At 40.4% G+C, this 2999-nt stretch carries 2 protein-coding genes; both read left to right on the forward strand.

Annotated elements, in window-relative coordinates:
• The first annotated feature begins 174 nt into the window (after window positions 1-174).
• Window positions 175-1248, forward strand: a complete 1074-nt coding sequence (locus tag A9E74_RS13560) for a Fic family protein (RefSeq protein ID WP_069297127.1) — start codon at window positions 175-177, stop codon at window positions 1246-1248.
• A 286-nt stretch (window positions 1249-1534) separates the two neighbouring features.
• Window positions 1535-2644 carry a Fic family protein gene (locus A9E74_RS13565; protein ID WP_069297128.1) on the forward strand — a complete coding sequence of 370 codons (1110 nt, stop codon included), beginning with the start codon at window positions 1535-1537 and terminating at the stop codon, window positions 2642-2644.
• Window positions 2645-2999: the final 355 nt, after the last annotated feature.

Genomic DNA, 2999 nt, shown 5'->3' on the forward strand with positions numbered 1-2999 from the left:
GTAGGGCATCCACATAAGTTTTGTTCTTTATCTCCTCAAAACTTACACATGAAATAAAACATATGAATAAAGTGATAAATTCTATACATGTAGTGGATAAAATATATATTTTATGGAGAAATCTATGCATATAATGACCGATATTTATACAAAACATATAAAACGAGTATAAAAATGTCTTATAGCCTCACAGAATTGCCGTTAGATAACATTGCTCAATGGGAGACTAGGGCTGTTTTAAAGAAAACTGCTGAAGCACATCGTTATCTTGCTGAGCTCAAAGGAGTTGCTGCGAGCATTCCTAACGAGGCAATCCTGATCAATACACTCTCCTTGCAGGAAGCGAAGGATAGCTCTGAAATCGAGAATATCGTTACCACTCATGATGAGCTTTATAGGGTGGGCTTGTTTGAAGAAGCTGTCAGCAACCCCGCAGCAAAGGAAGTGCAGGATTATGCCATTGCTTTACGACAAGGATTCCAAACAGTTCGCCATCAAAAACTAATCCGTTTGGCAGATATTCTGACTGTACAGCAACATCTGGAAAAAAATAATGCGGGGCTAAGGAAGCTACCTGGTACTGATTTGAAAAATGCCCGAACTGGTGAGACCGTCTATACGCCGCCACAACATCCAGAACAAATTTCTCAGTTAATGAATAATCTCGTGAACTATATCAATGACGATAGTTTATGTGACGCCGATCCTCTGGTGAAAATGGCCATTATTCACCATCAATTTGAGAGTATTCATCCGTTTTACGATGGTAATGGCCGTACAGGACGAATTATTAACATTCTCTATCTTGTCGCTAAGGATTTATTGAATTTGCCAGTGCTGTATCTGAGTCGATTCATCATTCAGCACAAAGTCGACTATTACAACCAATTGCAACAAGTCAGAGACACCGGTGATTGGGAAGCCTGGCTGCTGTATATGCTGGATGGGGTGATTGAAACCGCGCAAAATACAATAACGTTAATAACCGATATCAAACGATTGATGCAGGACTACAAACATCAAATTCGTGCTCAATTACCTAAAATCTATCGACAAGAACTTTTGAATAATTTATTTAATCATCCCTACACAAAAATCGACTTTGTCATGCAGGATTTAGATGTCTCAAGGATCACTGCAACCAAATACCTGGAACAACTTGTTGAAAAAGGGTTCTTACACAAACAAAAGGTTGGTCGAGGGAACTATTACATCAATGCACCGTTATGTGCTCTGTTGACTAAATGATTTGCCAATAGATGAGAAACATAAAGTTACGTTACGAGAGCATTGGATCTCTTTGCATGAGGAATTCAAGAATCATGTCTTACCAATGTTTAAATAGTGCATGCTGGAGTCCACCAGGTTGGTACTCACCTCAGAGGTAAATCAGAAGTACTGTTTAAGCTTTTTAAACTGTTAAAAGAGCGCGTGCAGTGAATAACGACTTTATTCACCGCATAACTTGCTGTAAATAAAATTGTTTTTGCGGCAAATAACACTTACTATCACTGCATAATTTGCGGTGATTAATATGTGGATATATCAAGATAACAACTGGCCTCATTTTTCATGGAATGCTGACAAACTAGCTACCAAGCTTGCCGATATTCGGCACCAGCAGGGACGCTTGCTTGGCAGGATGGAAGGACTTGGTTTTGATTTAAGAAGAGAGGCGAGTCTTAGAACATTAACCAGTGATGTTGTGAAATCCTCAGCTATTGAAGGCCATGATCTGAATCCTCAGGAAGTACGTTCATCCATTGCCCGACGGCTGGGTATGGATATAGCTGGATTGATTCCTGCCGGCCGTGATGTAGAGGGTATCGTGGAAATGATGCTCGATGCCACGCAGAATTTCTCTAAGCCATTAACAATAGAACGTTTGTTTGATTGGCATGCCGCTCTTTTCCCTACAGGGCGAAGTGGCATGCACCGTATCACAGTGGGTGATTGGCGGTTAGCCGAGAATGATCCCATGCAAGTTATTTCCGGTCCGATAGGCATGGAAAAAGTTCATTTTGAAGCGCCAAGCGCTGACAAAGTTGCAACGGAAATGACGGCTTTCATCGAATGGTTTGAAAACAAAACGGATATTGACCCGGTCATCAGGGCAGGCATTGCCCACCTATGGTTTGTCACCGTGCATCCTTTTGAAGATGGTAATGGCCGGATAGCCCGAGCGATTGCAGATATGGCTCTGGCAAGAGCAGATGGTATCCCTGAACGCTTTTATAGTCTTTCCAATCAAATTGAGTCTGAACGAAAACAATACTACGCACACCTTGAAAGACAACAACGTGCATCGCCAGAAATTACAGAATGGCTAAGTTGGTTTTTAGATTGTTTGGGTCATGCCATTGCAAATGCAGATAAAACACTAAGCAATGTATTATTCAAAGCGCGTTTATGGGAAAAAATTAACCAAAATCCAGTCCATGAACGGCAACGCAATATCATCAATCGCATGTTGGAAGAGGACTTTGAAGGACATATGAATACCTCCAAATATGCCAAGCTTGCCAAATGCTCTAATGACACGGCTTTACGCGATATCCAGGATCTGGTGGCAAGAGGGATATTTATACAAAACATCGGTGGTGGTCGAAGTACCAGCTATCGATTAACAGAGCAGTTCGAATAGTGAATTGAAGTTCAAGAAGTACGACCCCTTGATCATTTTTTGGTAATGCATTGAATGGACTTGAAAATAATTTTTTGGTTCAACGAAACCAATTCTAAGATAAGGGAGATGCGGTATTGGATGCTGCTTGAAATGAACTGGGACTTTGCAAGTTTAAAATGTTATCAAGTAACTACTTCTTATACGGTTATTATCAACACTCGTCCTAAGGGCAGAGACAAAATTTGACTCGTTTTGCTTGTATATTGAATGTTTTCTATGTAGATCAGAAAAGATGTATTTTCGATCGATTAGGTGACCTTTTAAAATAGCATGCAGTATAACTGCATACTGCATTGACAGATGTCCATACAAT

It is taken from the genome of Methylophaga muralis (assembly GCF_001720165.1).
Classification (GTDB): Bacteria; Pseudomonadota; Gammaproteobacteria; order Nitrosococcales; family Methylophagaceae; genus Methylophaga; species Methylophaga muralis.